The organism is Formosa undariae (genome assembly GCF_042427615.1).
Taxonomy (GTDB): Bacteria; Bacteroidota; Bacteroidia; order Flavobacteriales; family Flavobacteriaceae; genus Formosa; species Formosa undariae.
Map to the genome: position 1 here is coordinate 1,090,652 of NZ_JBHMEZ010000003.1, position 26,271 is coordinate 1,116,922.

25 protein-coding genes are annotated in these 26,271 nt (G+C 32.4%); 17 read left to right on the forward strand and 8 right to left on the reverse strand.

Features of this window, described 5'->3' with window-relative positions:
* Positions 1 to 193: 193 nt before the first annotated feature.
* The 8 genes from ACFFVB_RS07885 to ACFFVB_RS07920 all read left to right on the forward strand — a co-directional run bounded on the left by ACFFVB_RS07885 (position 194) and on the right by ACFFVB_RS07920 (position 11,029).
* Positions 194 to 2,005, forward strand: coding sequence for an OstA-like protein (locus tag ACFFVB_RS07885; protein WP_382382167.1), 1,812 nt, complete (start codon positions 194 to 196; stop codon positions 2,003 to 2,005).
* A gap of 3 nt (positions 2,006 to 2,008) precedes the next feature.
* The gene (locus tag ACFFVB_RS07890) at positions 2,009 to 3,190 is read left to right on the forward strand and encodes an aspartate aminotransferase family protein (protein ID WP_382382168.1); all 1,182 of its coding nucleotides are present in this window, start codon (positions 2,009 to 2,011) and stop codon (positions 3,188 to 3,190) included.
* Between the two features lie 141 nt (positions 3,191 to 3,331).
* Positions 3,332 to 4,717, forward strand: coding sequence for a tetratricopeptide repeat protein (locus ACFFVB_RS07895; RefSeq protein WP_382382169.1), 1,386 nt, complete (start codon positions 3,332 to 3,334; stop codon positions 4,715 to 4,717).
* 55 nt (positions 4,718 to 4,772) lie between these two features.
* Positions 4,773 to 5,780 carry a DUF368 domain-containing protein gene (locus tag ACFFVB_RS07900; RefSeq protein WP_382382170.1) on the forward strand — a complete coding sequence of 336 codons (1,008 nt, stop codon included), beginning with the start codon at positions 4,773 to 4,775 and terminating at the stop codon, positions 5,778 to 5,780.
* Complete coding sequence (locus tag ACFFVB_RS07905; RefSeq protein WP_382382171.1) at positions 5,780 to 6,799, forward strand: DUF368 domain-containing protein; 1,020 nt, start codon at positions 5,780 to 5,782, stop codon at positions 6,797 to 6,799. Before ACFFVB_RS07900 ends, ACFFVB_RS07905 begins: the two co-directional genes overlap by 1 nt.
* Positions 6,792 to 7,529, forward strand: a complete 738-nt coding sequence (locus ACFFVB_RS07910; protein WP_382382172.1) for a shikimate dehydrogenase family protein — start codon at positions 6,792 to 6,794, stop codon at positions 7,527 to 7,529. The genes ACFFVB_RS07905 and ACFFVB_RS07910 overlap by 8 nt, the downstream gene beginning before the upstream one ends.
* Before the next feature lie 100 nt (positions 7,530 to 7,629).
* Positions 7,630 to 9,549 (forward strand): DUF349 domain-containing protein, encoded by a 1,920-nt coding sequence (locus ACFFVB_RS07915; protein ID WP_382382173.1) that lies wholly within the window; start codon positions 7,630 to 7,632, stop codon positions 9,547 to 9,549.
* A gap of 211 nt (positions 9,550 to 9,760) precedes the next feature.
* Positions 9,761 to 11,029: an NAD(P)/FAD-dependent oxidoreductase gene (locus ACFFVB_RS07920; RefSeq protein ID WP_382382174.1), complete on the forward strand. Its 1,269-nt coding sequence runs from the start codon at positions 9,761 to 9,763 to the stop codon at positions 11,027 to 11,029.
* A gap of 230 nt (positions 11,030 to 11,259) precedes the next feature.
* Here the strand turns inward: ACFFVB_RS07920 and mazG are convergent, their stop codons facing one another.
* From mazG to ruvX, 5 genes are all read right to left on the reverse strand, one after another.
* A complete protein-coding gene (gene mazG, locus ACFFVB_RS07925) occupies positions 11,260 to 12,033 on the reverse strand; it encodes a nucleoside triphosphate pyrophosphohydrolase (RefSeq protein ID WP_382382175.1) in 774 nt (257 codons plus the stop codon).
* Positions 12,034 to 12,138: 105 nt separating this feature from the next.
* Positions 12,139 to 12,588: a DUF5606 family protein gene (locus ACFFVB_RS07930; RefSeq protein WP_382382176.1), complete on the reverse strand. Its 450-nt coding sequence runs from the start codon at positions 12,586 to 12,588 to the stop codon at positions 12,139 to 12,141.
* Positions 12,589 to 12,644: 56 nt separating this feature from the next.
* Entirely contained in the window at positions 12,645 to 13,235 is a 591-nt protein-coding gene (def, locus tag ACFFVB_RS07935) for a peptide deformylase (RefSeq protein ID WP_382382177.1), read from the reverse strand.
* Between the two features lie 111 nt (positions 13,236 to 13,346).
* Positions 13,347 to 13,628 carry a hypothetical protein gene (locus ACFFVB_RS07940; protein ID WP_382382178.1) on the reverse strand — a complete coding sequence of 94 codons (282 nt, stop codon included), beginning with the start codon at positions 13,626 to 13,628 and terminating at the stop codon, positions 13,347 to 13,349.
* Between the two features lie 123 nt (positions 13,629 to 13,751).
* A complete protein-coding gene (ruvX, locus tag ACFFVB_RS07945) occupies positions 13,752 to 14,162 on the reverse strand; it encodes a Holliday junction resolvase RuvX (RefSeq protein ID WP_382382179.1) in 411 nt (136 codons plus the stop codon).
* A gap of 138 nt (positions 14,163 to 14,300) precedes the next feature.
* Between ruvX and ACFFVB_RS07950 the strand changes: the two genes are divergently transcribed.
* Together ACFFVB_RS07950 and ACFFVB_RS07955 are read left to right on the forward strand one after the other, a co-directional pair.
* The gene (locus ACFFVB_RS07950) at positions 14,301 to 15,116 is read left to right on the forward strand and encodes a 2,3,4,5-tetrahydropyridine-2,6-dicarboxylate N-succinyltransferase (protein WP_382382180.1); all 816 of its coding nucleotides are present in this window, start codon (positions 14,301 to 14,303) and stop codon (positions 15,114 to 15,116) included.
* Between the two features lie 87 nt (positions 15,117 to 15,203).
* A complete protein-coding gene (locus ACFFVB_RS07955; RefSeq protein WP_382382181.1) occupies positions 15,204 to 16,271 on the forward strand; it encodes a glycosyltransferase family 9 protein in 1,068 nt (355 codons plus the stop codon).
* On the opposite strand, the gene ACFFVB_RS07960 is transcribed toward ACFFVB_RS07955, so the two are convergent.
* Positions 16,268 to 17,089, reverse strand: coding sequence for a glycosyltransferase family 2 protein (locus ACFFVB_RS07960; RefSeq protein WP_382382182.1), 822 nt, complete (start codon positions 17,087 to 17,089; stop codon positions 16,268 to 16,270). The genes ACFFVB_RS07955 and ACFFVB_RS07960 overlap by 4 nt on opposite strands.
* A 306-nt stretch (positions 17,090 to 17,395) precedes the next feature.
* On the opposite strand from ACFFVB_RS07960, the gene ACFFVB_RS07965 reads away from it, so the two are divergent.
* Both ACFFVB_RS07965 and ACFFVB_RS07970 read left to right on the forward strand, forming a co-directional pair.
* A complete protein-coding gene (locus ACFFVB_RS07965) occupies positions 17,396 to 18,151 on the forward strand; it encodes a glycosyltransferase family 2 protein (RefSeq protein WP_382382183.1) in 756 nt (251 codons plus the stop codon).
* A gap of 61 nt (positions 18,152 to 18,212) precedes the next feature.
* Positions 18,213 to 19,052: a glycosyltransferase gene (locus tag ACFFVB_RS07970; RefSeq protein WP_382382184.1), complete on the forward strand. Its 840-nt coding sequence runs from the start codon at positions 18,213 to 18,215 to the stop codon at positions 19,050 to 19,052.
* 132 nt (positions 19,053 to 19,184) lie between these two features.
* Here the strand turns inward: ACFFVB_RS07970 and ACFFVB_RS07975 are convergent, their stop codons facing one another.
* Positions 19,185 to 19,949: a Kdo domain containing protein gene (locus ACFFVB_RS07975; protein ID WP_382382185.1), complete on the reverse strand. Its 765-nt coding sequence runs from the start codon at positions 19,947 to 19,949 to the stop codon at positions 19,185 to 19,187.
* A 438-nt stretch (positions 19,950 to 20,387) separates the two neighbouring features.
* Here ACFFVB_RS07975 and ACFFVB_RS07980 point away from each other — a divergent pair, with 438 nt between their 5' ends.
* From ACFFVB_RS07980 to ACFFVB_RS07995, 4 genes are all read left to right on the forward strand, one after another.
* Positions 20,388 to 20,948, forward strand: coding sequence for an L-threonylcarbamoyladenylate synthase (locus ACFFVB_RS07980; protein ID WP_382382186.1), 561 nt, complete (start codon positions 20,388 to 20,390; stop codon positions 20,946 to 20,948).
* A gap of 75 nt (positions 20,949 to 21,023) precedes the next feature.
* Complete coding sequence (locus ACFFVB_RS07985; protein WP_382382187.1) at positions 21,024 to 22,442, forward strand: CCA tRNA nucleotidyltransferase; 1,419 nt, start codon at positions 21,024 to 21,026, stop codon at positions 22,440 to 22,442.
* 184 nt (positions 22,443 to 22,626) lie between these two features.
* Positions 22,627 to 23,643, forward strand: coding sequence for a COX15/CtaA family protein (locus tag ACFFVB_RS07990; RefSeq protein WP_382382188.1), 1,017 nt, complete (start codon positions 22,627 to 22,629; stop codon positions 23,641 to 23,643).
* A 37-nt stretch (positions 23,644 to 23,680) separates the two neighbouring features.
* Positions 23,681 to 24,199, forward strand: coding sequence for an IS1096 element passenger TnpR family protein (locus tag ACFFVB_RS07995; protein ID WP_382382189.1), 519 nt, complete (start codon positions 23,681 to 23,683; stop codon positions 24,197 to 24,199).
* 3 nt (positions 24,200 to 24,202) lie between these two features.
* Here the strand turns inward: ACFFVB_RS07995 and ACFFVB_RS08000 are convergent, their stop codons facing one another.
* Entirely contained in the window at positions 24,203 to 25,261 is a 1,059-nt protein-coding gene (locus ACFFVB_RS08000; RefSeq protein ID WP_382382190.1) for a hypothetical protein, read from the reverse strand.
* Between the two features lie 97 nt (positions 25,262 to 25,358).
* On the opposite strand from ACFFVB_RS08000, the gene ACFFVB_RS08005 reads away from it, so the two are divergent.
* Complete coding sequence (locus ACFFVB_RS08005; RefSeq protein ID WP_382382191.1) at positions 25,359 to 26,255, forward strand: ABC transporter ATP-binding protein; 897 nt, start codon at positions 25,359 to 25,361, stop codon at positions 26,253 to 26,255.
* The last annotated feature ends 16 nt before the right edge of the window (positions 26,256 to 26,271 follow it).

Sequence of the window (26,271 nt, forward strand, 5' to 3'; positions counted from 1 at the left end):
CAGCTCATAATACATATCATTAGACTCAAAATACACTTACCAAAGAACACCTAACAAAAAACCTTCAGTAAACATATTTAAAGAAACAGTATAGAATAAGTTAATCAACGCTCCATACTAATTTGGAGCGTTTTTTGTTATACAAACAATTATACAATATAATTATCCTTATTTTTGTCTTAAATATTTTAATTTGAAAACAGCCCAACTACGCTATATATCCGTATTAATTCTTTTCATATCGTGCACGCAACTATATGCGCAACAACAAAAACGAATTGAAATTGAATATTCAGGATTTCTATCTTACGACGAAGTTAAATATCCCGATGCGAAAGTATTAACCCGTGACGATTCTGGTCAGATTCACATTATACACGAAGGGATAAATATGTGGTGTGACCAAGCGATACATTACGGAAAAGAAGATTTTATAGAAGCTTATGGTCATGTAAAAATGAAGCAAGGCGACACCATAAATATGGATGCCAAATATGTGGAGTATAGTGGTAAAACAAAATTAGCATTTGCTAGTGGCGATGTTGTATTAACAGAACCAAGTTCTGTATTAAAAACAGATACGTTATACTTTGACCGAGAAAAACAACAAGCCTTTTATAAATCTGGTGGTACAGTAGTAAGAGATTCTTCGGGGACTATTACAAGTCGAATTGGTCGATATTATATGGATATAAAAAAATATCAATTTGTAAAAGACGTTAAGCTAGTAAATCCAGAATACGTACTTGAAACAGAACAGTTAGATTACTACACCGAAAATGCACTGGCTTATATGTACGGTCCCAGCACGATTACGGGCAAAACTTCTAAAATATATTGTGAACGTGGTTTTTATGATACCACAAACGATATTGGGTATTTTATAAAAAATTCTCGAATAGATTACGACAATCGAACGATTAAAGGTGACAGTTTATATTTTAACAGAAATGATAGTTTTGCTTCAGCAACCAATAATATTACGGTAATCGACACTTTAAATAACAGTGTTATTAAAGGGCATTACGCAGAAGTATTTAGAGCAAAAGATTCTGTTTTTATCACCAAGCGTGCCTTAGCAATTTCTGTTCAAGAAAAAGATTCACTTTACATTCACGGAGACACCCTAATGGTTACGGGAGCACCAGATCATAGAATAACTAGGGCCTTTAGGAATGTTAAGATGTATAAATCTGACATGAGTGGGAAAGCCGATTCTATACATGTAGACCAATCTTCTGGTTTAACACAACTTATCAACCTTTCTAGGTTATCATCGAAAGACAATTTTGCGGTCAAACGCCGCCCAATTATTTGGAATATCGGTAGTCAAATGACGGGAGATACCATCCATATAAAATCGAATGCAAAAGAAGAAAAACTAGATTCACTTATCGTTTTCGACAATGCATTTATTATTAGTAAAGATACCGTTGGTCCTGGTTTCAATCAGATTTCTGGACAGAAATTATATGGTTTGTTCAATGAGGAAAATCAACTACGACAAGTCGATATTATCAGAAATGCAGAATCCATTTACTATGCGAGAAACGAAAAACAAGAGTTAATTGGGATTGAAAAGTCTAAATCGGCAAGTATTTCAATGTTTTTTGAAGGTAATGAAATTAACGAGTTACGAAAAAACACGGAAGTAGACGGAGCCTTATATCCGGAATCTAAATACCCTGCTAACGCAAAAAAACTAAGAGGTTTCGATTGGCGTGAAGAAGAGCGTCCGTTAAGTGTCGAGGATCTATTTAAGGACGATCCACCATTAGATCTTCCTGTTATAAAAGGACTAGAACCTTATATCCCACAAGACGAGTTTTTCGATGAAGCATTAATCGATCGTGCGGAAAGTGCAGAAGAAAGTAATAAATCTAAAAACGTTCAAAATCCGTCTAAAGCATCACGACATTTGCCTACTCAGGATTCCATTCCGAATCTAAATACAACTTTAAAAACTTTGGAGAATCAACCTGTTAGTCCTAAAAAAACACCTTAATATATGAAAGACGCATTTTTCAAATATCAAGCTCAGACATCACCTTTTCCTTTAGCCATGGAAATTTCACATGCAAAGGGATCTTATATTTATGATACTAATAATAAAGCGTATTTAGATTTTGTTGCAGGTGTATCGGCCTGTAGTTTAGGTCATAGTCACCCTAAAGTTATAAATGCCATAAAAGATCAGTTAGATAAATATATGCATGTTATGGTTTATGGGGAATATATTCAGAAGCCTGCTGTAGAATTGGCTCAGTTTTTTGCAAGTCACACTCCAGAACCTTTAGAACAAACTTATCTGGTAAACTCAGGAACAGAAGCGATTGAAGGTGCTTTAAAATTAGCAAAACGTGCCACAGGCCGAAGTGAAATTATTGGAGCAAAACGAGCGTACCATGGAAATACTATGGGATCAATGAGTCTTATGGATTTTGAAGAACGCAAACAAGCTTATAGACCTTTAGTTCCTGGAGCTAAATTTATTACCTTTAATAATGAAGAGGAACTAGAAGAGATTACGATCAAAACAGCCGCAGTAATTTTAGAAACTATACAAGGTGGCGCGGGATTTATAGAACCACAAAACGGGTATTTAACCAAAGTAAAAGCAAAATGTGAAGCTGTTGGCGCACTACTAATTTTAGATGAAATTCAGCCAGGAATAGGAAGAACGGGAAAACTTTTTGGATTCGAAAATTATAATTGTACCCCAGATATTTTAGTTACTGGAAAAGGTTTAGGAGGAGGGATGCCAATTGGAGCATTTACAGCCTCAACGAAACTCATGGCACACTTAAAAGAAGATCCTAAAATGGGGCATATCACAACCTTTGGTGGGCACCCCGTAATTGCCGCCGCCGCTTTAGCGACATTAAAAGAAGTTACAGAAAGTAATTTGATGGCTGAAGCTTTAGAAAAAGAACAACTCATTAGACACTTATTACAACACCCATTAATCACAGAAATCCGAGGAAAAGGTTTAATGCTTGCCGCTTTAACTCCAAGTGCCGAAATTACCAATCAAGTCATTTTAGAGGCGCAGAATAAAGGATTAATAGCGTTTTGGTTACTTTTCGAACCCAAAGCAATTCGAATTACACCACCATTAACTATTTCTAATGCAGAAATAAAGGAAGGTTGCGAGATTATTATCAACATCCTAAACAACATAAACACATAAAGATCAGTACTTTGAATCAACATAACGTTTTTACTATTTATTACTGTTGATTACTTTGTTGAAAAGATTCATATCGTTTTTCAATAATGCGTAAATTTGGTCATTACATTTAATGGTATAAGAAACCATATATAGCTGCCTATGGAGTTCAGTCCTAACAACAACGAATTATCTTTAACTAAGTTTGAATCTATGCTCAAAACAAATCATGTTTTGTTTTTTGATTCAGAAGAGTTCGAGAATATCATTCATTATTATTTAGATTTAGGTAAAATAACTTTAGCAAAAAAAGCTATTAAATTAGGCCTAGACCAACATCCATCCTCTACCAATTTAAAATTGTTTAAAATTGAAGTTTTTGTTTTCGAAAACAAATTGGAGCAAGCAGATACGATGCTAAATGATTTGTATACGTTAGAGCCTCAAAATGAAGAAATTTATATTCAGAAAGCAAACATCTTATCTAAAAGAGATCTGCATGAACAAGCGATTGATGTCTTAAAAAAAGCAATTAATTTATCTGAAGAAACTGCCGATTTGTATTCATTAATGGGTATGGAATATTTATTCCTGGATAAATTTGAAGAGGCAAAAGATAGTTTTATAAAATGTTTAGAAGAAGATCTTGATGATTATTCTGCATTATACAATATGATTTATTGTTTCGAATTCATGGAGCAATATGAAGAAGCTATTGAATACCTTAATATGTATTTAGATAAAAATCCATATAGTGAAGTCGGTTGGCATCAACTTGGTAAACAATATTTTTCTTTAAAGAAATACAAAAAAGCAATTGCAGCTTACGATTTCGCAATCATTTCCGACGATACTTTTGTTGGCGCTTATATTGAGAAGGGGAAAGTTCTTGAAAAATTAAAACGTTTCGAAGATGCCATTGAAAGTTATACAACCTCTTTATCTTTAGAAGACCCTACGTCTTTTGCATTGTTACGTATTGGACATTGTTATGAGAAATTAGGTAAAAAAGATTTAGCCGTTAAATATTTTTACAAAACCGTTCACGAAGATCCTTTATTGGATAAAGGTTGGATCGCGATTACGAGGTTCTACAATAAACAAAAGAATTTTCAAAAAGCATTGTATTATATAAACAAAGCGATTCATATTGATGGTGAAAATGTAAAATATTGGAAACTATATGCACAAATAAATCACCGTTTAAACTTTTTAGAAGAAGCTGAAGAAGGGTATAAAAAAGCAATTGAATTAGGTAATTACGAATTAAACACCTGGTTATCACGTTGCGATATTTTAATAAAAATAGGAGAACCTGAAGCGGCCATCTACAACCTTTTACAAGCGGCAGAATTCTATCCTGAAAATGCAGAAATAGAATACAGATTAGCGGGTTTATATTTTAAAGGGAATGAAGTTGAAAAAGCATCTTTTCATTTAAAAAACGGCTTACATTATAATCCGGAATATGTATTTATTATTGAAGAGCTTTTTCCTGAAACGTACAAATCTAAGCTTGTAAAAAAAGCACTTAAAGCAAAAGATTAGTTCAGGCTATCTAGGTAAAATTCATACCTTTGGGTTTCTATTTTAAAACCTGAAAATGCAACGACAATTAAAAGACTATCTTATAATTTCACTTAAAGGAATGGCAATGGGTGCTGCAGATGCAGTTCCTGGGGTTTCCGGAGGAACAATAGCCTTTATTTCTGGAATTTACGAAGAGCTAATAGCGACCATTAGTGGTATAAACCTATCTCTATTTAAAACCTTGAAAACAGAAGGTTTATCTTCGTTTTGGAAACAATTAAACGGAAACTTCCTAATCGCATTACTTTCAGGTATCATTGTGAGTTTTGTCTCTTTTATGCGTGTTGCGAAATACTTATTAGAACATCACCCTGTTTTAATTTGGTCTTTCTTTTTCGGCTTAATCATCGCAAGTATCTTCTTTGTTGGAAAACAAATAAATCGATGGAATTTAAGTACAATTATTAGTTTAGTCGTTGGCGCTGCTTTGGCTTTTTACATCACTACTCTACCCTCTTTAAATAGTAACGGCAGTCCTTGGTTCTTATTTTTCGCAGGAGCAATTGCAATATGCGCAATGATATTACCAGGAATATCAGGTTCGTTTATACTTGTGATTTTGGGTGCATACAAAACGTTAAGCGATGCTTTTCATGATTTCGATTTCAAGAAAATTGCATTATTCGCAGGTGGCGCACTGATTGGATTATTAAGTTTTAGTCATCTATTAAAGTGGTTATTTAAGAATTATCACAATACCACATTAGCCGTCTTAACAGGGTTTATTTTTGGTTCTTTAAACAAAGTTTGGCCTTGGAAATTAACGGCTACAGTTATAGATAAAGAGACTGGTAACATCATTCCTTTTTCCGACGTATCGAATTTAGGAACACTTTCCATTTTCGAAAAACAATCGCAAATCACCGATGCCTATAAAACGGTTGCAGAGAATAGTACTATGCCTTCAATATATTCAGAAATGAATCAAATAGATTCTCATGTAATGCCTGCAATTGCACTTATGGTTTTTGGATTTTTAACTATCTTTATTTTAGAAAAAATAGGAAATAAAAAGAGCTAATGGAAAGCACGAGAACATTATCCGATAAAATTTTCTTAGTCCTAAAAGGATTAGGTATGGGAGCCGCTAATAAGGTTCCTGGGATTTCTGGTGGTGTTGTCGCTTTTGTTTCTGGCTTTTATGAAGAGTTTATATACTCACTTCAAAAATTTAACGGAAAAGCTTTTAAACTTCTTATTAACGGTAGATTTAGAATTCTTTATCAATATATAAATGGTAAATTCTTAAGTCTATTGTTCTCAGGAATGATTATTAGCTATTTCAGTATTTCTAAAATATTAGATTTCCTAATTCAACATTACGAGCTTTTCGTTTGGAGTGTGTTTTTCGGCATGATTGTAGGTTCGATCTATTACATTAGTAAAGATTTTGAAGATTGGAATTACAGAACAATAATTGCCCTATTAATAGGAACAGCTTTAGGTATTAGCATTAGTTTTTTAGATCCCGCGAAGGAAAACGACAATCTATGGTTTGTTTTTTTCTGTGGTATTATTAGTGTTTCCGGGATGACACTACCTGGTTTCTCTGGTTCTTTTATTTTAATTCTACTCGGTAATTATGTACTATTATTAGTCGATTCGGTAAACGCATTATACGATACAGTAGCAGATATTATTCGTTGGGATTTTAGTTTCACGGCAAACCTCGCTCGCATTCGATTATTAAAAGTATTGGCTATTTTTACACTAGGATCTTTTGCTGGCCTAGTTACATTTTCTCATCTTTTAAGTTATATTTTAAAACATTATAAAAGTATTACAATGGCCTCTATTATAGGATTTATTGTAGGCTCTTTAGGCGTTGTTTGGCCATGGAAACAAACCATTTATAAAACATTAGAATCTGGTGAAGTCGCTTTAGATTCTACCGGATCGAAAGTTGTTACCAATTATATACGCTATATTCCGGATTTAAATTCGGAAACATTAATTGCGATCGCCCTAATTATAGTAGGAATTGGCATTGTATTAATGTTAGAAATTTACGGCGAAAAAACACGAACCAATCATGAATAAATTAGGACTAGTTGGAAAACAGATTTCATATTCGTTTTCCAATTCATATTTCAAACAAAAGTTTGAAGATTTAAAAATTACAGACACTACATATCAGAATTTTGATTTAGACGATATTTCAGAATTTCCTTCAATATTTACAAATCACCCAGAAGTAAAAGGATTAAATGTTACGATTCCTTATAAAGAACAGGTGATTCCATTTTTAGACAAATTAGATAAGAAAGCTAAAAAGATTGGAGCAGTGAATACGATTAAAGTCACTAAAAAAGGCAAATTAGTTGGGAGCAATACTGATTATTATGGTTTTAAAAAATCGATCGAACCTTATTTAAAATCATATCACGATCATGCGTTAATTTTAGGAACAGGTGGCGCAAGTAAAGCCATTGCTTTTGCTTTAAAAAAATTGAAGATAAAATTTAAATACGTCTCAAGATCACCTAAAAACGATCAGACCATTAGTTATGACGCGTTAACTTCTGAAGTGATGGATACGTATAAATTAATTATTAATTGTTCTCCTGTCGGTACATTTCCAAATGTAGACGATTGTCCGAACATACCATACCAAGCACTTACAGACGAACATTTACTTTTCGATTTAATTTACAATCCAAGCGAAACCACATTTTTAAGGAAAGGGCGTGAGCAAAAAGCAACGACCTTAAACGGATTAAAAATGCTCGTTTTTCAAGCAGAAAAAGCTTGGAAAATCTGGAATTTATAATACAAACAAACGGTCTCATTAAAATTATACAACACTTTGTATTTATGCGAGTTGTTAGTATCTTTAGAGACTTATAATAATGAACCAAAACATTTTTTAAATGTCAGAGCAAGATAACCTACAACCTGTAGACGGAAACGAAGAACAAAAACCGATAGCAACAACTACCGAAGAAACATCTCAAGCAGAAACAACGCCAACACCAGAAGTTGATCCTAATAATGAAGATGTAGTATTTGAAGAAATAGAAGCTTCAAACGCCGAAGATGCTGAAGATGAAGGCAACAACGAGCGTCACACGATTCCGTTTAAAGAATACGACACCATGTCGTTAGAAGCCTTAGTTATCGAGCTCGAAAATTTGGTTTCTACAGAAAAAGCACAAGCGATTAAAGAACATGTAGATGGTATTAAGAACGAATTTAATTCTAAATTTAATACGTTAATCGACGAAAAGAAAGAAGAATTTTTAAACGATGGCGGGAACGAAATAGACTTCTACTACTCTAGCCCTGTTCAAAAACGTTTTAAGGATGCTTATAAAGATTACAAAGGTCAATTACATCAGCATTACAAAAAAATTGAAACAAATTTAAAAGGAAATCTTGAAAATAGACTTCGTATTATCGAAGATATTAAAAGCTTAATTGGTGTTGAAGAAAACATTAATACCACATATAAGCATTTTAAAGATTTACAAGAACAATGGCGTACGGCTGGTCCGATTCCAAGAGATAAATACAATAATGCTTGGAATAGTTATCACCACCATGTCGAAATATTCTACGATTTTCTGCACTTAAATCGTGATTTAAGAGATTTAGATTTCAAACATAATCTCGATTTAAAACTAAAAATCATTGAACGTGCTGAAGAATTAGCTCAAGACGACGACACCAATCGTTCGTTTAGAGAATTACAAGTACTTCATAAAATGTGGAAGGAAGAGTTAGGTCCTGTCTCTAAAGAATACCGTGAGGAAATTTGGAATCGTTTTAAAGCGGCGACAAAAATTATACATAATAAACGTCAAGCCTATTATGACGAGTTAGATAAAGTCTACGAAGTAAATCTTGAAAAGAAGACTTTAATCATTGAAAAAATAGAAAGCTTAACTGCCGAAGCTGCAAAATCGCACAATGGGTGGCAAGCAAAAATTAAAGAAATAGAACAATTAAGAGAATCGTTTTTTAGTGCAGGAAAAGTGCCTTTAAAGGTAAACGAATCAACTTGGGCCAAATTTAAGGAAGCTGTTAGATCTTTTAATCGTAAAAAGAATGTGTTCTATAAGGATCTAAAGAAAGAACAATTTGACAATCTTCAGAAAAAATTAGACTTAATTAAAATTGCTGAAGAACATAAGGATAGTACGGACACTGAAACGACTACCCCACTTATGAAACGCATACAAAACGATTGGAAAAAAATCGGTCATGTGCCACGTAAGGATAGCGATAAAATTTGGAAGCAGTTTAAAGCGGCTTGTAATGCGTATTTCGACAAAATGCATTCTCAGAAGAACGCAGAAAACGAAGTTGAAGTTGCAGCATTTAAAGCTAAATCTGAATTGTTAGACCGTTTAAAAACGTTAGAATTTACAGCAGAAAAAGAAAGCGATTTAGAACTTATTAAAACACAAATTGCTGCTTGGAAAGCTATTGGTCGTGTACCAAGCAACAAACGTTTTATTGAAGGTAAATTCAATAAAGCATTAGACGATCTTTTCAAGCAAGTAAAAGTGAGTAAGAACGAAGCAGAACTAATTAAGTTTGAAAACAAATTAGACGAGCTTAGCAATGCAGACGATTCAAGACATTTAGACAACGAACGTTTGTTTATTCGTAAAAAGATTGACGAAGTTAAAGCTGAAATCAATCAGTTAGAAAACAACTTACAGTTTTTTACAAATGTAAAAGCAGACAATCCTTTGGTTAAGGAAGTACATGCTAATATTGCAAGACACAAAGATTCTTTAATACTTTGGAAAACAAAACTTAGCAAAATAAAAGCATTATACTAAATATAAAAAATGCAATTAATTTAAGGCCATTCAAATTTACTTTGAATGGCTTTTTTTATGTTTTGAAGTTAAAAATAAAGTAAATACTTACTTATAAAGATAAGTTTTCATTCGAAAACGATTGCGAAAAATCTAATCTCTTAGTTACTGTATTATTAGAAAAAACCACATTATCTTTGGCGTAAATACATCCAAATCAAACCTTATTACTATGGAAAATAAGAAAACAATTATAGTTATTGGTGGTGGTTTTGCAGGCTTAGAATTTATTAATCAGATGAAGCATGCACACCAATTTAATGTTATTCTAGTCGACTTAAATAACTACAATTTTTTCCCGCCTTTATTATATCAAGTTGCTGCAGGTTTTATGGAACCCTCTGCAATTAGTTACCCTTTCAGAAAAATTTTAAGAAAACATGAAAATGTAAAATTTAGAATGGGTGAATTGCAAAGAGTCATTCCTGAAGAGAATAAAATTATATTAAGTAATGGTGAATTGCATTACGATATTTTAATCATGGCTTCTGGTGCAGAAACAAATTTCTTTGGTAATAAGAATATTGAAGAACTTAGTTTGCCAATGAAAACTATTTCTGATTCACTTGCGTTACGTAATTTAATTTTTACACGTCTTGAGCGCGCAACAAGAATAACTGATCCTAAAAAAAGAGGAAAACTATTATCTTTTGTTATTGCTGGTGCAGGCCCTACAGGAGTAGAACTTTCAGGTTTATTTTCTGAAATGCGATTACATATTTTAGAAAAAGATTACCCAGAGCTAAACAAGGAAGATCTAGGAAACATTTATTTAATAGACGGACAAGACGCTGTACTTGCTGCGATGTCTAAAAGGACTCAAAATTACACTTACGAAAAGCTACAAGAGTATGGCGTAATTATTAAACTAAACACCTTTGTAAAAGATTTTAAAGACGATGTTGTTTCACTTTCCGACGGTACAGAGATTAATTCTCGAAACTTAATTTGGGCTGCAGGTATTTCGGCTAGAACTTTTGACGGTTTTAAGGAGGACAATTATGGTAGAGGAAAACGTTTAAAAACAAATAGTCATAATTTAGTAGAAGGCTATACTAATATTTATGCATTAGGAGATACCGCCATCATAATTGGAGATAAAGACTATCCAAACGGACATCCACAATTGGCACAAGTAGCCATTCAACAAGCAAAAAATTTAGGTAAAAATTTAAAATCTAATTCTTGGGAGGCCTTTAATTATTCAGACAAAGGTTCTATGGCTATTATTGGAAGTAATAAAGCCGTGACCGATGGACCAAACCAAAAATTCTTCTTAAAAGGATTTATCGCTTGGTGTGTATGGATTTTTGTTCATATTATGTCCTTAGTAAGTTTTAGAAATAGAATGCGTGCCTTTTACGACTGGATGGGATACTACATTAATAAAGATCAATCTTTTAGAATGATAATTAAACCTAAAGAGAAAAAAGCAGAATAGACATTACCCTATAAAAAACGCAATCCTACCTGATATAAAAATCAAGTAGGATTGAGTTACTAACTAAACTAACAGTTATTCCTTAACCTATATAGAAATAACTTAAATAGAATGACATCGTTTTAATTATAAGGATTATGCTATTAATCTTAATCTATGAAGAATCTTGTCATTCATATAAGTATATACGCATAAAACACCGCCTTGGACTACGAGCTCCTGCCAAAAGCTTAGAGTTTTTTTGCTTCTTCCCAAAACACATCCATTTCGGCAAGCGTCATATCTGCCAAAGATTTATTTAAATGGTTGGCTTTAATTTCTAAATATTCAAATCGTTTTTTAAATTTTTTATTGGTTCGCTCTAACGCATTTTCTGGATTAATTTTTAAAAATCTAGCGTAATTCACAAGAGAAAATAGCACATCACCAAACTCGTCTTCCATTGCATCCTGATTTCCGGCAGCTATTTCATCTTTAAATTCTTGCAACTCTTCTTCGACCTTCTCCCAAACTTGTTGTGGCTCTTCCCAATCAAAACCTACACCAGCGACCTTTTCCTGAATACGGCTAGCTTTTACCAACGCTGGTAAACTATTTGGAACGCCTTGTAAGACACTTTTATTTCCTTCTTTTAGTTTTAAATTTTCCCAATTTCGTTTAACATCTTCTTCATTCTCAACTTTAACATCTCCATATATATGCGGATGTCTACTTACCAATTTATCGCAGATACTATTACAAACATCGGCAATATCAAAATCGTTAGTTTCACTTCCTATTTTAGAATAAAACACGATATGAAGCAACACATCTCCCAATTCCTTTTTAATTTCCAGTAAATCGTTATCTAGAATTGCATCGCCAAGTTCGTAAGTTTCTTCTATGGTTAAATGCCTTAATGTTTCCATCGTTTGCTTTTTATCCCACGGACATTGCTCGCGTAATTCGTCCATGATGGTTAATAATCTATCGAAAGATTCAAGTTGTTGGGCACGTGTGTTCATAAGATATGTGTAATAGAAATGATGAATTATTAATTAGCATAAAGGTAATAAAAACAAAAGTCCGACTCTAGGCCGGACTTTAATATGTTTGTATGAGGTGGGAATTTATTCTTTTTCTGAAACAACTTCTTCGTTTGCTTCTTCACTTTCTAATTCTTCAGATTCTGTTTCGAAATCTAATAAATCATTTTTTTGAAGTAAGTTATACCACTGAATTACTTTTTTAATATCGCTTGGATATACGCGATCTTCGTCGTATTCTGGTAAAATTCCAAAGAAATACTCTTCTAACTTATCTTTACTGTCCTTATGACTAATAGCTGAAGGTCCGTTGTTTTCTTGTGTTGCAATAGTTTGAAGCACGACTTTTAAAGGTACTTCTTCTGTTAGTGTATAAATGGCAATTTCGCTTAACACGCTAACATTATGGCTCATCGTTACAGACAATCTTTTGTTATCTAATAAAGATTCTGCGATAAATCCGTTACGCGTTTGCATGATTAACTTATATAATCCTGGTTTTCCTGAAATAGCTAATACTTTATCTAAAGTCATAAATTAATTTTTAAAAAGATGGTAAATATCTTGTGTTTGTATGGGTATTACAAATTTTATCGTTTCTTTTTTTGTTTCGGGAATCTCATTTTATATTCTACATTTATTTTCCCCTTAGAGATGTTTTCTAAACGTCCTTTAATTAAACGCTTCTTTAACGTCGATAATTTTTCTGTAAATAAAATTCCGTCAATATGGTCGTATTCATGTTGAATAACTCTAGCCACAAGACCTTCGTAAGTTTCTACATGAGATTTAAAGTTTTCATCTTGATATTCAATAGTTACTTTAGGTTTTCTAAATACATCTTCACGAACGTCAGGAATACTTAAACAGCCTTCATTAAATGCCCACTCGTCACCTTCTTCAACAGTAATTTGGGCATTAATAAATACTTTTTTAAATCCGTTTAATGCTTTTTGTTCGTCTTCAGATAAATCCTCGTCTTCCGAAAAAGGCGTTGTATCTATAACAAATAAACGAATTGGCAAACCTATTTGCGGAGCTGCAAGTCCTACTCCAAATGCATTATACATGGTTTCGAACATATTATCCAAAAGTTCATTTAATTTCGGATAATCTGGATCTATATCCTGTCCAACTTTTTTTAATACGGGATCGCCATATGCGACTATTGGTAATATCATTTTTGTGCGTTGTAAAAATTGAAATGCAAAAATACAATTCTTACCGTTAATAGCCTATAATAAAAAAACTCCTTTAGTCAGGAGTTTAAAATTTTATGAAGAATTTAGCTTTTAACAAGCCTCTTTATTATTTACAATAATGAATAAATCTGAAGTGCATTTAATTTTAGCCCTTACTGTAGCTTTAATTAAATCCAAATGCCTGTTAGCCATTTTTAGAGGTTTAAGTTCATTTGGCATAAGCGTTTCCAAAAGAACAGGTGTTTTATCTATTATTTCAGTAAAATCAATTTGATTTTTTTCTTTAACATCGACATTTTGCGCCTTAAGCGACATAGACATAGAGCTAAAGCCCAATACAATTATAAAAAACAACAACTTATTATAGTTCATAGCATTAACTAATTTGAATCGAATATAGATGCTAACTTTAGTTTTATAAAAAAACTTAGTCAAAGTCCTTTTTATACTCGACAAATAGCTAAAACAGGAGAAATTTACTGGAAAAAAAAGATTTTACTTTGAGTATAAATAACTCTGTAATATTAAAGTCGCACTAATTTCGTCTACTAATGCTTTGTTTTTTCGCTGCTTCTTTTTTAAACCGCCATCAATCATGGTCTGAAAAGCCATTTTAGACGTAAAACGTTCGTCTACACGAGTTACAGGTATTAGAGGAATTGCTTTCGTTAATTTTTGAAGAAATGGAATAATTAAAGCTTCACTTTCCGATGCTGTAGCATCCATTTGTTTTGGTTCTCCAACCACAAAAAGCTCTACATTCTCTTTAGCGACATAGTCTTTTAAAAACGGAATTAACTCTTTAGTATTAACCGTTGTAAGTCCAGAAGCTATAATCTGAAGCTCATCGGTTATCGCTAATCCTGTTCTTACCTTTCCAAAATCTATTGCTAAAATTCTCGCCATCTTAATTTTTTTACAAAGTTACTGTTTCATGTACATATTAATATAGATTACGCTGATAAAGAATTAGATATTTTTTATGATTTCCGTTTTAAGGTGATGAATTATAAAAGTATATTTGAAAAAATATAAAAATTTAGAATGAAAGCATTACAATCTATCATAGAAGAAGCTTGGGAAAACAGAGCTTTATTATCGGAAACTAAGACTATTGAAGCGATTAGAAAAGTAGTTTCTCTTTTAGATTCTGGAGAATTACGTGTTGCAGAACCAACAGAAAACGGATGGCAAGTAAACGAATGGGTAAAGAAAGGTGTTGTGCTTTATTTCCCTATCCAGAAAATGGAAACTATTGAATGTGGGCCTTTAGAATTCCACGATAAAATTCCATTAAAAACTGGTTATGCAGAAAAAGGAATTCGTGTTGTACCTCATGCTGTTGCACGCCATGGTGCTTACATTTCTTCAGGTGTTATTTTAATGCCAAGTTATGTAAATATTGGTGCTTATGTAGACGAAGGAACTATGGTAGACACTTGGGCGACTGTTGGTAGTTGTGCACAAATTGGTAAAAACGTTCACCTTTCTGGTGGTGTTGGTATTGGTGGTGTATTAGAACCATTACAAGCTGCTCCGGTTATTATTGAAGATAATGTTTTTGTAGGTTCGCGTTGTATCGTGGTTGAAGGTGTTCACGTTGAAACTGAAGCTGTATTAGGTGCAAATGTTGTATTAACAATGAGTACTAAAATTATTGATGTTACTGGAGATACTCCTGTAGAAACTAAAGGTAGAGTTCCTGCGCGTTCTGTTGTTATTCCTGGTAGTTACACTAAAAAATTCCCTGCTGGAGAGTTTCAAGTACCTTGTGCTTTAATTATCGGAAAACGTAAAGAAAGTACAGATAAGAAAACATCTTTAAATGATGCACTTCGTGAAAACAACGTTGCTGTATAAATAATATAATTTATTTTTAGACCTCGATAATTTTCAAAAAAGAGATATATCGAGGTCTACTTTTTTAACTCAAATCACAGCTATAATTTGAAAGTTTTAATCATTCAGCAGAAAATGATTGGTGATGTTTTGGCGACAAGTATTATGTTTGAAGCCCTAAAAGATAAATATCCCAATGCAGAATTACATTATGTGATTAATTCTCATACATTCCCTGTGGTTGAACACAATCCTTTTATAGATTACTTTCATTTTTTTACTCCAGAACATGAAAAAAGCAAATTTGAGCTCTATAAATTTGCAAAGTATTTAAGTCAAGAAAAGTTTGATATTGTTATCGATGTGTATTCTAAAATATCGAGTAAAGTCATCACTTTCTTATCTCATGCTAAAACTAAAATATCTATTGATAAAGGTCGAAAATCCTTAATTTACAATCACACCTTTAAAAACAAATTGACAGCCAATACTAATGCTGGGTTAGCCATTGAAAATCGTTTACAACTTTTAAAACCTTTAGACATAGATCCTTTAAAAATTGTACAACCAAAGATATATCTTACAGAAATAGAAAAGAATAATGCTAAACAGTTTTTAGAATCTAACCACATAGATTTGAAAAAACCATTAGTTATGATCGGTGTTTTGGGAAGTAGCAACAACAAAACATATCCGTTTGAATATATGGCTAAGGTGATTGACCAAATTGTTTTGGCTGAACCTGAATGTCAAATATTATTTAATTACATCCCCAAACAAGAATCAGAGGCCAAAGCCATCTTAAATTTATGTTCTGAGTCCACTAAAAAACATATTTATTTTAGTGTTTTCGGAAAGAATTTAAGGGATTTCTTAGCTATTACGTCACATTGTAATGCCTTAATAGGTAATGAAGGTGGTGCCATTAATATGGCAAAAGCATTAAATATACCGACATTTACAATATTCTCTCCTTGGATAAAAAAGGAGGCTTGGAATATGTTCGACGATGGACAAAAACATGTTTCTGTTCACCTTAAAGATTATCTTCCAAAAGCCTATCTCAATATTGATCACCCTAAAAAATTAAAATCTAAAGCATCCGCATTATACTTAGACTTTAAGTTAACCTATTTTGAGAATGATTTAGATAAATTTTTAAAAGGATTACATTAATCTTTCTTAATTCCGAATTCAGTCCACTTTAAATTCTCTGCTTTAACTTTAGCTCTAATGGCTAAGTTTCGATCTAAAGATTCTTGTGTTTTATAACCTCTTGCATGATCTAAATGTAAACAAATTGCTTTATATCTAATTTGTTTAGTCTTCATGCCAAAGTTTACCAAACGTTCTCCTAATTCTCTATCTGGACCACCATATTGCATACGTTCGTCATATCCGTTAATCGCAATTAAATCAGATTTCCAAGCAGACGAATTACAGTTATTAAATGTTGCTCCTGTAGGTGTAACCACATCTAAAAAATTTGCCAATCCATCCTTAACAGATAATTTCATTGTATTCTTACTGCCTAACTCTCCTTTAGATTTTAGCCATTTTACGTCGAAACAATTATGAGATTTAATATCTGTTTCAGAAATTGTTTCGCTTAATTCCATATTTAATTTACAATATCCTCCAGACAAGAAATACCCTTGTTCTGCATGGTTTGCATGTGTTTCTACAAAATCTTCTCGCGGAATACAATCCCCATCTGTAAATAAAATATATTCGTTTTTAGCCATAACAATAGCTTCATTCAAAATTTTCTGACGTCTATATCCTTCGTCTTCGTGCCAAGCATGAGTTATGTTTACTGGATAATTAGACTTAAAGCTGTCGATAAGCATTTTGGTTTCACCCGTAGAACCATCATCCGCTATAATTATATCAAAATCCTTATAAGTCTGTACACTATATCCATAAAGTACTTTCTCTAACCAATCCGTCTTATTGTATGTCGCAATGATTACTGTTATTTTAGGTAAACTCATAATTTATTTTTTAATGGTCGGAATTTCACTATCAACTATTCTGCAAATATAAATAGCACAGGAATATTAATATAATATCGAACGTCACTTTGAAGTTGTAAAAGTATTTAAAAACCATGATTTAATTATAAAGCATGGCATTTATTTAGTTTGAATTTTAGCCATACGCATCCCATAACACGGGTAAATAACTTATAGTTAAAGTACTAATACAAAAATAAACGCCATCAAACTAGTCGCAATAACTATGTAGTATAACCGTTTTATTTACTTCAAAAGTATTATTTTAGCATCTTATAAAATTTCATGACCAAACTTACTGCAATTATCCCAACGGGTAACGAAATACACAATATTGATGCCGTAATTGAATCTGTTAAATTCGCAGATGAAATATTAGTTGTAGATAGTTTCAGCACAGATGGCACCTACGAAAAAGCACTTACTTTAGCGACGAAGGTAATCCGTAGAGAATATCAATATTCGGCTTCACAAAAAAACTGGGCTATTCCGCAAGCCAAGAATGAATGGATTTTATTAGTGGATGCAGACGAACGTGTTACGCCCGAATTACAAGCAGAAATTTTAGACATTCTAAAACAACCAGAACCTGATGTTGTGGCGTATTGGATTGGTAGAATGAATCATTTTATGGGTGAACGCGTACATTATAGTGGCTGGAGAAACGATAGCGTAATTCGGCTATTTAAACGGGATTATTGCATTTACCAAGACAAGCATGTTCATGCCGAAATTAAAACCAATGGTAATGTAGGACGTTTAAAAAACAAGTTATACCACAACACTTATATTACGTTTAATAAGTATATCGAAAAAATGAACCGTTATGCCTCTTGGCAAGCGAAAGATTACGATAAAAAAACAGGGAAACTCACCCCTTATCATTTTGTTTTAAAACCTTTTTGGGGCTTTTTTAAACACTATATTATTCAAGGTGGATTTAGAGATGGTGTTGTTGGGTTAACTATTGGCTACATCCAAGGTTATGTTATTTTTATGCGCTATGTAAAACTTTGGTTATTGCGAAAAGGAAGGTCTTAAGCATCCCTAAAATTTTACCGATTTTAATACATTTATTATTTTATTTTTACACAAAAAAGTTATGTTCAAGCATTTTGTAATTACACGTTTTAATTTAAAAAAGAAGGATTGGGTGACCAATAAAAACAACGTGGAAGTACTTACAGATGAATGGCACCATAACAGATTTAAGTTATTTAATGATTTTTGCTTATCTAGTTTATCCAATCAAACTAACAAAAATTTTGAATGGTTAGTATTTTTTGATACCTCTACTAAACCAGAATTTAGGGCGATTATTGCTGATATTGAAACCAAACTCCCTAATTTTAAACCTTTTTTTATAGATGGGATGGATGCTTATTTACCTGAGATCCAAAATTATGTTACAGCTTGTGATGCTGATTACGTGATTACATCTAGGTTAGATAATGATGATTCTGTTAGTACCAATTACATCGATATTATTCAGCAACAATTTATAGATACGCCATTCCTCGCTATAGATTTCATTAACGGATATACGCTAAACACCTCAAAACCTTACCGTTTAGGAAAAAAATTACATCAATTTAATCCGTTTATATCTTTAATCGAAAAGAACGATAATCCAAAGACTGTCTGGAGTAAAACTCATGGAAATTGGAAAAAGGAAAAAAACTTAATCCAAATTAAAGAGCATCGTATTTGGTGTTCTATCATTCATACAGAAAATAAGGTTAATGAATTTACAGGTTATGACGAGGTAGACTTAGATGGCTTTTTTAGTCGATTTACCCTTGCCGAGTCTACAGAGAAATCAATTCGTCTCGATTTTCAAAAACAATCCCATTGGACATTTTTAAGTTCAAAAAACAAATTTCTATCAAAGTATAAATATTACCGAAGAAGACTTAAAAGACAATTAGGGTTTTACAGTTAAAAGTTAATACATTGTTTACTATTTAGAATCTGATTTCTTACGCTCGACCTTATTTCACCAATAAAAGAATAGAAAAACCACATTCTAAATACAACTATTTTTGAAAAAGAGAATATCAGATTGACTAAACGATTACTGCTTCCAGAATTTTAATTTCTTTTTCAGTCGTTTCTTTCTATGAAAACGTTCTTGAAAAGTATCGGTATAACTCTGCATAGATGTGTAGATTTTCTCAACAGATTCTCCTGAACATTTTGCATACTCATCGCTCATTACTTGTATCATAGATTTATGAGTCGTTAGCCTTCCAAAATTCTTCATTCGTGTTTCAAAATCCATAGGACCAAATTCCATTCTATTTAAATCGACTAAGTAATACTGGTAGTCCTCTCCTATTTTTTTAATTAAAGTATTTCCTGGCGAATGGTCTAAAAAGTTAATTTGTTTCTCATGCAAATCGAATGTAAAACGTGTAAATCCACGAAGAATAGCTTCATGATCGGGATAATTTAAATCGCGACATAATTCGCGATACGTCAATTCACTTTCTAATTGTTCACTTATATAGAAGCTATTTTTAAAAGAAAAGGGTGTTGTAAACTCATAATAACCAACAGGTTCAGGAGTACCTACATCTTTTTTAATAAGTATATTTGCATACTCGAAAGAACGTTGCGCCTTACTTTTTCTAAAAAACTTATAAGCAATTTGATTGATGAGATTCGGAACTTTAAAAGATTTAATATTAATTAAGCTTTCGTTTAAAGGAAACACCTTAATCGTATTTCGATCTTGATGAACCCGCTCTTCTCCTTGGTTAGAAAAATTCTTTATAAATCCATTTATTATACCCTGATCTGCATAAAATGATTCATTAAATACTTTTTTCTCTTTCATTTTTTAAATCCTATTAATTAAAATTAAGTTTCCTCTTTAAGTCACTTAAATTATATGGCAAAATTACAACATTTATAATGGCAATACTAAATTCAAATATCAGAAATCTATTCTCCTACCAGCGATCTCCATAAAAATGAAGACGTTTTTAGCAACATCTAATTAAGAACAAAACTTGATATGACTGTAAATATTAGATATTTCGATTACAAAGGCACTAATTACTTCACAGTGCATAATCTTCATAATTTCAGAAATGAACTATAGAGATGTCTAATTCATATGGGTAAAATCATCTTATACAAAAAACTATATTTTGTACATCTACAGATTTCTAAACTGAATTAAAAAATAAATAATCCTATTCCATAATTACTTCAAGAATGTCCCGAGATTAATATTAAATTTGCAAAAACTGTTTTAATTATTTAAACTCTCATGCAAAAAGAAATCAACAACGCTTTAAAGGTATTAAAGGACGGCGGACTTATACTCTACCCTACAGATACCGTTTGGGGAATAGGTTGCGATGCAACTAATGCCGAGGCTGTAGACAGAATTTTTAAACTAAAGCAACGTAACGATAGTAAAGCTCTAATTTGTTTGGTTGCAGATGACAGGATGCTGAAAAAATACGTAAAAAAGATCCCGGAAGCTGCCTTTAGTTTATTCGATATACACGAATCGCCTACTACCATTATTTACGATGAGCCACAGAATTTGGCTCCAAATTTAATTGCTGATGATAATACCATAGCCATTAGAATTCCTGACGACGAATTTTGTTTTCAACTCACTCGAAAACTAAACGGTGCTATTGTCTCAACCTCAGCAAATATAAGTGGCTACTTTACACCAAAATCATTTAAAGAAATTGCTCCCGAGATTTTAAAAGGTGTGGACTATGTCGTAAATTTGCACCACGAAAAAAAGAACACAAAACCATCGTCTATTATTAAATTAAGTAATAGTGGTGTTGTGAAAGTTATACGAGAGTAACCTCTCAAATTTTGAGCATTAAATTTCACGCCATATCAGGTTAAAATGTAATGCCCAAAAATTGGAATTTCATAAATGAATTACAAAGAAGCACTACAGAACCCAATATTTAAAATCATTTCTAAATCTGCAAAAGAATTAGAACTAGACAGTTATGTTATTGGCGGATTTGTTCGCGATTTTATTTTAAATCGTGGCAGTGTAAAAGATATAGATGTCGTTGCCATTGGCAGTGGTATTAACTTAGCTAGACAAGTCGCAAAAAACTTACCCAATAAACCTAGAGTTCAAGTTTTTAAAACCTATGGTACCGCCATGTTGCGTTACAATGGAATTGAAATTGAATTTGTAGGTGCTCGAAAAGAATCCTATAACGAAGACAGTAGAAACCCTGTTGTAGAAAATGGAACACTAGAAGACGATCAAAACCGTCGAGATTTCACTATAAATGCATTGGCTTTAGACTTAGATGAAGAACGTTTCGGTAATCTTTTAGATCCGTTTAATGGTATTCAAGATTTAGAAGATAAGATTATCCGCACGCCTCTTAATCCAGATATTACATATAGCGACGATCCATTACGTATGATGCGTGCTGTAAGATTCGCATCGCAATTAGACTTTGTCATTGAAGCCAAATCTTTAGATGCGATTACTAGAAATAGCGAGCGTTTAGAAATAATTACAAAAGAACGGATTATAGTAGAACTGAATAAAATTCTAGAAAGTAAAGTCCCTTCTATAGGCTTTTTACTTTTAGAAAAAACAGGACTTCTTAATTATATTTTACCCGAATTAACGGCTTTAAAAGGTATTGATGAAGTTGAAGGCCAACGCCATAAAGACAATTTTTATCATACATTAGAAGTTGTAGACAATATTTCTGAACATACCGATAATCTTTGGTTACGTTGGGCTGCTTTATTACACGATATTGGAAAAGCACCAACAAAACGATTTAGCAAAAAAGTAGGTTGGACGTTCCACGGCCATGAATATGAAGGATCAAAAATGACCTACCATTTGTTCAAGCGTTTAAAACTGCCTTTGAATGAAAAAATGAAATTTGTTCAGAAAATGGTATTTATGAGCTCCCGTCCTATTGTTCTAGCCCAAGATATTGTAACAGATTCTGCCGTTAGACGATTGGTATTCGATGCCGGAGATACTGTCGAAGATTTAATGACGTTATGCGAAGCAGACATCACAACTAAAAATCCGAAGAAATTCAAAAAATATCACAACAATTTTAAAATCGTAAGAGATAAGATCGTTGAAGTTGAAGCGCGTGATCACGTGCGTAATTTTCAACCACCAATTTCCGGTGAAGAGATTATGGCAACATTCAGTTTAAAACCTTCAAAAGAAATTGGCCAGATTAAAGATGTGATTAAAGAAGCTATTCTTGAAGGAGACATTCCAAATGAATACGAAGCTGCTTTTCAATTAATGCTAAAAGCTGGAAAAAAGTTGGGTTTGACAGCAACAAAGTAGCAAAGTGCAGAATTACAGAATAAAAATCAATAAATAACTCATATTAAAAGTGCATAAAATTTAGACTTTTTAAAGCTTGAAACTTTTTAAAAACTATATGAAAATTCCAATAAAATTGGACGTATGCCATCTAGTTTGATTATTAAAAGCATAAAATCACAGTAACTCTGAAACTTAAAAAGAGATGAAAACAAAAGATAATAAAAGCGTAATTTACTGGTTGTTCAGTGGGTGTTTTTTAATATTTATCATGGTTATTGTAGGTGGAATTACGCGCCTTACAGATTCTGGACTTTCAATTTCTAATTACAAACTTCTTACAGGAACAATTCCTCCTATTGGAGATTTACAATGGCAGGAAGCCTTCGACTTGTACCAAAAACATCCTGAATTTAAACATTACAACTCTCACTTTACTATAGACGATTTTAAAAGTATTTACTTTTGGGAATGGTTCCATCGCTTAATTGGGCGCGTTATAGGATTGGTCTTTTTCTTCCCGTTTGTATACTTTCTAATCACAAAACAGCTTACAAAATCAACAATCAAAAAAAGTATTGTATTACTTTGTTTAGGTGGTTTTCAAGGATTTTTAGGTTGGTATATGGTAAAAAGCGGATTGGTAGATATGCCAGATGTCAGTCATTTTAGATTGGCAGCGCATTTAACAGCAGCCTTTTTAACTTTCGCAGCAACACTTTGGGTCGCTTTGGATTTAATTTATCCAAACAAAAAATGGGTTAATTCTAAGTACAGAAACCTCATCATCGTAACTTATATCGTATTATTAATTCAAATTATTTACGGGGCTTTTATTGCAGGGTTAAAAGCTGGTTTACTACATAACCATTGGCCATTAATGAATGAAGGTAAATTTATGCATCCTACTGTATATGTATTAGAACCTTTTTATAAAAATTTGATTGAAAATCCGAGCGGTATTCAATTTGTACACAGAATGCTAGCTTACGTTGTGGTTGGCTTAATCGTTTTACTTTGGTTTAAATCGAAAAAACTACGATTAACTATTAGTCAAAAAAGAGCTATAAATGCTTTACTAGTATTAGTATTGTTTCAATTTACTTTAGGTGTTTTCACCTTACTTTTATACGTTCCAGTTTGGCTTGGCGTATTGCACCAAGTTGGTGCCTTTTTCTTATTAGCAGCCATGACATTTATGTTGCATCGTTTTAGCAAATAATCATAAAAATAGTATCTTTACCCCTTAATTTTTGAACATGATTTATAGATTTAGAGTAATCTTAGACAACGACACAGACGAGGATGTATTTCGCGATTTAGAACTTCGTAAAACAGACACCTTAGAAGATTTACACAATATTATTACCCAAGCTTTTGGTTTTGACGGAACCGAAATGGCGTCATTTTACAAGAGTGACGACGAGTGGAATCAAGGCGAAGAGTTTTCTTTATTCGATTTAAGCGACGGTCAGGAAGCTGTAAGTTTAATGAATGAAACGGCTTTGGATTCGATTATAAATAGTGAAAATACAAAATTAATCTATGTTTACGATTTCTTCAATATGTGGACATTCTTCGTAGAACTAGGAGAAATTGCTAGTGAAGTAGAAGGCGTAGATTATCCTAATTTAATGTTTGTTCACGGTCAAATTCCTGCCGAAGTTCCTGAAAGAAACTTCGAAGCAGAGGAGGATCTTGACGACTTCGATGAATTTGAAGACGATATGGATTTAGAAGATTATGATGGTTTAGATTTCGATGAAAATTGGAACTAATTACTATATTTTTTTCATGTTAACGTCTTCGTAATTACGTTTTACGAAGGCTAAAGCATATTTTAAAATCTCGCCCATAGTTTTACAATATTTAAAATTCATATCTAAGGTATAGTCATAAATTACAGCTTTTAATTGTTCTAAATTCTCATCTGTAGAAATTTTATCATGCATCATACAGTCAATTAACTTGGTAAGACGCTTGTTATAACTAATTACCCGTTTAGCTATAATAGAACGCTCTTCGACTTTGTATTGATCTATTGATGCTTCACTAATTTTTTCTTTGACAAGTTTAACCATTTGATAGTTTTCTTTAAAAAACTGCGGACGGTAAATATTAAATTTACCTTCATAACATTGTTGGTCAAAATCTATAGCACGTACTTTATATACAATCTGATCAAAATCGTGAGTCGGAATTACAACATAGTTATAAGAACGCATATCTCCCAATAAACGAATCATACAACGTTCGTTAAATTTCACAAACTCTTTGGCAATTTGCGCTTTTTCAGGTTTTGTACAATTTGGCAACATATCTTTTATAAACACGTCCCCAGGAATACCTGCAATGTGCTCTTCAATCAACGTATCTTTATACACCAAAAAGTTAAGACTATTTGGAGATAGCATATGCTCTAATTCCAAGCCATAAATACGAGATGCATCAGCCTTTTTAATATAAAAATGAGTATAGTTATCATTTAAAATATTACGTACTTTAATACGAAATGGTTGCGAATTTCCGAAGGTGCAAAAGTCTATACAGTCTACATTTAAAAACTGAAAAATCTTTTCACTACCATCAGAAACCAGATTCGAATACACTCGTTTTAAAGCTAAATCTATTTCCTCTCGGTCATATTCACTATAATACACACGCAACCAAAGTGTATCTTCATCGTCTTTATCGAAAACGGTTATAGCCCCTTGAAAACGCAATAAATCATCGTAAAAAATAGGCAGTTCAAAATTTCTGTTATATTCAGAAAGATAACGATCTAACTTTTTAATAACAGGAAATGAAGGCTTCTTCTTTGAAATTTTTAAATCATCCATATTCACAAATTTACTCAATTTTATGCTTTATTTTATTAGCTTGTAACAAATTTAATTGATATTCGTCTTACTAATATAACCACTAAAACGATCCATTTTGGCAGGCATCCTTACAATTAACAATCTTACAAAAAAATTCGGTCCACTTACGGCTGTAAATAATCTTTCCTTTACAATAAATAAAGGTAATGTTTACGGTATTTTAGGACCAAACGGAAGCGGAAAATCGACTACGCTAGGAATCGTTTTAAATGTAGTAAACAAAACGTCCGGCGATTTTAGTTGGTTTGGCGGTGATGTTTCTACTCACGATGCGTTAAAGAAAGTAGGCGCTATTATCGAACGTCCTAATTTCTATCCGTACATGACGGCTTACCAAAACCTAAAATTGGTATGTAAAATAAAAGGAATCACTTATAGTAAAATTGAAGAAAAACTAGAAGTAGTTGGACTTTTAGACAGAAAGCACAGTAAGTTCCAAACCTTTTCTTTAGGGATGAAACAACGTTTAGCTATAGCTTCTGCCCTATTAAATGATCCTGAGATTTTAATTTTAGATGAACCTACTAATGGATTAGACCCGCAAGGAATTCATCAAATTAGAGAAATCATCAGACAAATTGCTCAAAAAGGAACCACCATATTATTAGCATCACATTTATTAGATGAAGTAGAAAAAGTATGTTCGCATGTCGTTGTTTTAAGAAAAGGTGTAAAATTATATTCAGGCCGTGTAGACGAGATGATTGCTAGCCATGGTTTCTTTGAATTAAAAGCGGAAGACAATACCCTATTGAAGGGGTTCTTAGAAATGCATGATGCATTTGGAACTATAACAGAAGAAAATGCCATTTTAAAAGTGCTTTTAAATGAACCGATGGAAGCTTTAGAATTAAATAAAACGTTATTCGAAAGAGGTATTCTTTTATCGCATTTAGTAAAACGTAAACAAAGTTTAGAAGAACAATTTTTACAATTAACAGACAACCAATAAGCCAAAAATCAAGACC

Excerpts from the sequence above, each read along its gene's own strand:
- ACFFVB_RS07890 (WP_382382168.1), top strand. The coding sequence starts at position 2,009 with ATGAAAGACGCATTTTTCAAATATCAAGCTCAGACATCACCTTTTCCT.
- ACFFVB_RS07895 (WP_382382169.1), top strand. The coding sequence starts at position 3,332 with ATGGAGTTCAGTCCTAACAACAACGAATTATCTTTAACTAAGTTTGAA.
- ACFFVB_RS07900 (WP_382382170.1), top strand. The coding sequence starts at position 4,773 with ATGCAACGACAATTAAAAGACTATCTTATAATTTCACTTAAAGGAATG.
- ACFFVB_RS07905 (WP_382382171.1), top strand. The coding sequence starts at position 5,780 with ATGGAAAGCACGAGAACATTATCCGATAAAATTTTCTTAGTCCTAAAA.
- ACFFVB_RS07910 (WP_382382172.1), top strand. The coding sequence starts at position 6,792 with ATGAATAAATTAGGACTAGTTGGAAAACAGATTTCATATTCGTTTTCC.
- ACFFVB_RS07915 (WP_382382173.1), top strand. The coding sequence starts at position 7,630 with ATGTCAGAGCAAGATAACCTACAACCTGTAGACGGAAACGAAGAACAA.
- ACFFVB_RS07920 (WP_382382174.1), top strand. The coding sequence starts at position 9,761 with ATGGAAAATAAGAAAACAATTATAGTTATTGGTGGTGGTTTTGCAGGC.
- mazG (WP_382382175.1), bottom strand. The coding sequence starts at position 12,033 with ATGAACACACGTGCCCAACAACTTGAATCTTTCGATAGATTATTAACC.
- ACFFVB_RS07930 (WP_382382176.1), bottom strand. The coding sequence starts at position 12,588 with ATGACTTTAGATAAAGTATTAGCTATTTCAGGAAAACCAGGATTATAT.
- def (WP_382382177.1), bottom strand. The coding sequence starts at position 13,235 with ATGATATTACCAATAGTCGCATATGGCGATCCCGTATTAAAAAAAGTT.
- ACFFVB_RS07940 (WP_382382178.1), bottom strand. The coding sequence starts at position 13,628 with ATGAACTATAATAAGTTGTTGTTTTTTATAATTGTATTGGGCTTTAGC.
- ruvX (WP_382382179.1), bottom strand. The coding sequence starts at position 14,162 with ATGGCGAGAATTTTAGCAATAGATTTTGGAAAGGTAAGAACAGGATTA.
- ACFFVB_RS07950 (WP_382382180.1), top strand. The coding sequence starts at position 14,301 with ATGAAAGCATTACAATCTATCATAGAAGAAGCTTGGGAAAACAGAGCT.
- ACFFVB_RS07960 (WP_382382182.1), bottom strand. The coding sequence starts at position 17,089 with ATGAGTTTACCTAAAATAACAGTAATCATTGCGACATACAATAAGACG.
- ACFFVB_RS07965 (WP_382382183.1), top strand. The coding sequence starts at position 17,396 with ATGACCAAACTTACTGCAATTATCCCAACGGGTAACGAAATACACAAT.
- ACFFVB_RS07970 (WP_382382184.1), top strand. The coding sequence starts at position 18,213 with ATGTTCAAGCATTTTGTAATTACACGTTTTAATTTAAAAAAGAAGGAT.
- ACFFVB_RS07975 (WP_382382185.1), bottom strand. The coding sequence starts at position 19,949 with ATGAAAGAGAAAAAAGTATTTAATGAATCATTTTATGCAGATCAGGGT.
- ACFFVB_RS07980 (WP_382382186.1), top strand. The coding sequence starts at position 20,388 with ATGCAAAAAGAAATCAACAACGCTTTAAAGGTATTAAAGGACGGCGGA.
- ACFFVB_RS07985 (WP_382382187.1), top strand. The coding sequence starts at position 21,024 with ATGAATTACAAAGAAGCACTACAGAACCCAATATTTAAAATCATTTCT.
- ACFFVB_RS07990 (WP_382382188.1), top strand. The coding sequence starts at position 22,627 with ATGAAAACAAAAGATAATAAAAGCGTAATTTACTGGTTGTTCAGTGGG.
- ACFFVB_RS07995 (WP_382382189.1), top strand. The coding sequence starts at position 23,681 with ATGATTTATAGATTTAGAGTAATCTTAGACAACGACACAGACGAGGAT.
- ACFFVB_RS08000 (WP_382382190.1), bottom strand. The coding sequence starts at position 25,261 with ATGGATGATTTAAAAATTTCAAAGAAGAAGCCTTCATTTCCTGTTATT.